Here is a 3,687-nt window from a genome sequence, read left to right on the forward strand (position 1 = left end):
GGGGGGCGGCTGGAAACGGAGCATGCCATGGACGGTCGGGATGAAAAACGCGGGGGAAACCACGCGGACAAAGGTACCGGACCTTGTGCCTAAAGCGAGATGCCACCGCGCCAGTCGCCTACCCTACTCGATTTCACTACTATTTACGAGTTCGCGGAACCACTGTTGCAATACAAGCTTGCCGTATGTCTCGCGCTGTGTTTCTTCTCCGGACTCTATAGAATCATCTACTAGCTTGAGGGCATCCCACTTTCCCCGATACAGGCTATACAGCCGAATCGAGTCTTTGGAATCAAGTACGAGCGGATACCTTTCGCCGCTAACGCAAACCAAGTCGTAGTTTGGCTCGGTCGAGCCAATTTCTTCCAGTTGATAGCGATCTAGCCATAGTACATGTGTTTCGATAGTACTGTTCTCAACGGAAATCGGTATATTCGGAATGTATCCCGGATTACTGATATGCGCCGAACGACCTACAGAAATTCCACGCACGGTACAGCGAGTTACTGGGACGATGCTACTCGCTGGACCCGTTTCGAGTTTATTAAACAGTTGAAGCGGGGAGGCATTCGACCCAATCGCGAGAACAGGGAATCTTGCATTCATATGGGCCGCATTGAGGGCAAGTAGAGCGAGGCTTAGGCGGGAGATGGGGGCGTTTCTCTCTCCACTGACGCCAAGAGGACCTCCATCCACTCTGAGCATCCACTGTCCAATCCTTCGTTGCCGTATTGGCCTTAGCTTGTAGAGCCACGATCCCGCCAGGAGGAAGTTTTTTTCACTAATATCACCCGGATAAGACAGTGGATCGTCGATTGGGCCGATCGTCGGCGGTTGTGGGAGCGCAGGAGACACCGGTTTTTCGTACCACTTTTAGTTCGCACTTTCCAGCTGGAGTCCCACGAAAGAACCTCGGGAACTTACTGGTTACTCGCTTTTCAGTGATAGGTCCGAATGGCGGACACCAGCAATTTTTTCGTCCCGCGATTAATCCTATGCACATTCAAAGGACGATGCATCGTCAGAAGTCCGCTGCTCCTACCCCTGCACGGGTAAGGCCCGAAGTCACCTACTGCACACGAACCAGCACAAAAAATGCTATCTAGTCTCTGGAATGCTACCCGTGGGACGATCGTTGAAGTGGTGACGTCGCTCCTATGGGAAGAGGATCTATGTTCGGGTTGGTCGTCCGGTTCAATCTGCTGCCTGGCGCTGCAGGCAGGTTTGACCGGTTGGTTGCGGAAACGCTGCCGCTGATCGTGTCGTCGGAGCCTGGCACGCTGGTTTATGCGACGCACGTGGTCGAGGGCGAGCCTGACGCGCGGATCTTCTACGAGGTCTACCAGGACCGGGCCGCGTTCGACGAGCACGAGCGCCAGGAGCACGTTCGTCGCTTCCTGTCGGCCCGTGAGGAGTTCCTCGCCGGGCCACCGCGCGTGGAGTTCTTGACCGGTGTCGGCGGCAAGGGCCTGCCGGATGGTACGCAGTGACCGAGCCGACCCAGACACTTGGTGAGCGTGTGGCCTTCCACCGCAAGCGCCGCGGCCTGTCTCAGGTGGAGTTGGGCCGGTTGATCGGCCGGTCCGAGAGCTGGGTTTCGCAGGTCGAGCGGAACGCGCGCAAGGTCGACCGGTTGTCGGTGCTCGCGCAGGTCGCCGATGTGCTTGGTGTTCCGGTGACCGACCTCGCGCCCGACGTGCCGACGGAAGCCGTCGCGTCGGAGTCTGAGCCTTGGCGAGACGCGCTGCGCCTGGCGCTCACCGGGCATCCGGCGCTGTCGGCCGTGGCCTCTGCGCCCACGGCCGACAGCGGCACCAGTGAGGACTTCGGTGAGCGCACGGAGCAGGCGTGGACGCTCGTCCACGGGTCGCGGTACTCAGAGGTCGGGCCGTTGCTCGTGTCGCTGATCGCCGATCTGGAGCAGGCGTTGCGCTCCGTGCCGGCTGATCAGCGAACGTCTGTTGCCGAGGCTCTGGCGAGCGTGTACCAGGCTGCTGCCGCGGTGCTCGCGAAGGTCGACGACATGGAAGCCGCCTGGCTCGCGTCCGACCGTGCTCTCTTCACCGCTGAGGCAGCGGGCGACGTGGCCCTCGTGGCCGCAGGCCAGTTCCGCCTGGCGCTGGCGATGCTCAGCGCCGGCCGGCTCCAGCAAGCGCAGCACGCTGCGACGACGGCAGTCACCGCGCTCCGCCCGCGGCTACCGGGACTCGGCATCGAAGCGACGTCCGTAGTCGGCGCCCTGTGCCTGGTTCGGGCGGTCAGCGCGGCGCGCGCCAGCGACCGCCGCACCGCCTGGCAGGCCATCGGCGATGCCGAGGAGCTGGCCGCGACGGTGGGCGCCGGACGGAACGACTTCAACACGGAGTTCGGGCCCGCGAACGTCGCCCTCCATGAGGTGTCCGTGGCGGTCGACCTGGGAGACGCTGGCGACGCACTTGACCGCGCTGCCCGGATCGACACCGCCGGCCTCTCGCCGGAACGCCGCGCTCGCTTCCTGGTCGACGTGGCCCGCGCCCACGCGCAGCGTCGCGCCCGGGGCGACGCCTTGTCCGCGCTGCTGGAAGCGGAGCAGGTAGCCCCTGAGCAGATCCGTGATCATCCGAAGGTTCGGACTCTCGTCCGCGATCTGCTTCAGGACCTGAGTCAGCGCTCTGACCAGGAACTTCGGGCGCTGGCGAGCCGATGCGGAGTACCGATCTGAGGGACCCGCACAGAAAGTACTAGACAACATCTGAAGTGCGACCCATACTTCAGGTGCGGGTTGGCGGCGCCACCGGCGCCGCCTTCGCCGTTTCTGGGACGACTCCACCGCCCCAGAACGAGCGGACCCCGGCGCGGTGACTCCACCACCGGCCGGGGTCCTGATCCGACCTGTCTAGGAGGTCAGACCGTTATGAAGTGTGCCCTGTCGCCGATGCTGTCGGCGGACAACCTGAAGGACGCGACGGTCCGCGAGGTCGAGCGGATCGCCCGTGAGCTGTTGAAGCGGGGCGGGAAGTGACCGCGCTGGCGTCCGTGGCCGCGCCGGGGCTGACCGCCCCGGCGCCGTCCGGCCCGTTCGCGTTCGCGCTGCGCCTGGCTGCCGACCTGCTCGACCAGATGCGCGCGGCCGACCCGGACATCCGGGTGTCGGTCAGCGCGATGGACAGCATCGGGCCGGACCTTCCCGAGGTCCGGTTCCTCACCCACGGGACCGACCAGCGTTCGCTGGCGTCGCTATCCGGCGCCACGTTCTCCCTCGACGTCCCGGTGACCGTGTCCGACCCGTCGCCGACCCTCGACGGCGGGGCGTGGGTCGGCGGGTTCATGGTCCGCGACGGGATCAAGGTGACGTTCCGGGCCGGTCTGCACGACCCGGAGGTCATCGCCGCCGCGCGGCGGATGTTCCCCGACGGCACCGGGGGTTGGTGATGGCCGATCCCGCCGAGCGGGAGCCGTCGGCCCGGGAGTTGGCGGCGATCGAACGAGAGTGGCCGCTGATCGCCGCCGACCTTGCCGTCCTCGACGCCGAGATCACCATCCTGGCCGCCGACGAGCAGGTCTCCGATCTCGCCTGGCGGCGCCTGGCCCACGCCCACGCACAAGCCCGCACCTGAAGTATGGGTCGCACTTCAGATGTTGTCTAGTACTTTCTGTGCGGGTCCCTCAGATCGGTACTCCGCATCGGCTCGCCAGCGCCCGAAGTTC

At 64.4% G+C, this 3,687-nt stretch carries 4 protein-coding genes; all 4 read left to right on the top strand.

Annotated features, from left to right (window positions below; genetic code table 11):
- Positions 1-1,172 precede the first annotated feature (1,172 nt).
- Positions 1,173-1,490, top strand: coding sequence for a putative quinol monooxygenase (locus FMEAI12_RS34745; RefSeq protein WP_112109283.1), 318 nt, complete (start codon positions 1,173-1,175; stop codon positions 1,488-1,490).
- Positions 1,487-2,701 carry a helix-turn-helix domain-containing protein gene (locus FMEAI12_RS34750; protein WP_112109284.1) on the top strand — a complete coding sequence of 405 codons (1,215 nt, stop codon included), beginning with the start codon at positions 1,487-1,489 and terminating at the stop codon, positions 2,699-2,701. The genes FMEAI12_RS34745 and FMEAI12_RS34750 overlap by 4 nt, the downstream gene beginning before the upstream one ends.
- Before the next feature lie 296 nt (positions 2,702-2,997).
- Positions 2,998-3,411 (top strand): hypothetical protein, encoded by a 414-nt coding sequence (locus tag FMEAI12_RS34755; RefSeq protein WP_112109285.1) that lies wholly within the window; start codon positions 2,998-3,000, stop codon positions 3,409-3,411.
- Positions 3,411-3,596: a DUF6284 family protein gene (locus FMEAI12_RS34760; RefSeq protein WP_112109286.1), complete on the top strand. Its 186-nt coding sequence runs from the start codon at positions 3,411-3,413 to the stop codon at positions 3,594-3,596. Before FMEAI12_RS34755 ends, FMEAI12_RS34760 begins: the two co-directional genes overlap by 1 nt.
- Positions 3,597-3,687: the final 91 nt, after the last annotated feature.

Source organism: Parafrankia sp. Ea1.12 (assembly GCF_900465275.1).
Taxonomy (GTDB): domain Bacteria; phylum Actinomycetota; class Actinomycetes; order Frankiales; family Frankiaceae; genus Parafrankia; species Parafrankia soli.

Coding starts and splice junctions, on each gene's coding strand:
- FMEAI12_RS34745 (WP_112109283.1), top strand. CDS start 1,173: ATGTTCGGGTTGGTCGTCCGGTTCAATCTGCTGCCTGGCGCTGCAGGC.
- FMEAI12_RS34760 (WP_112109286.1), top strand. CDS start 3,411: ATGGCCGATCCCGCCGAGCGGGAGCCGTCGGCCCGGGAGTTGGCGGCG.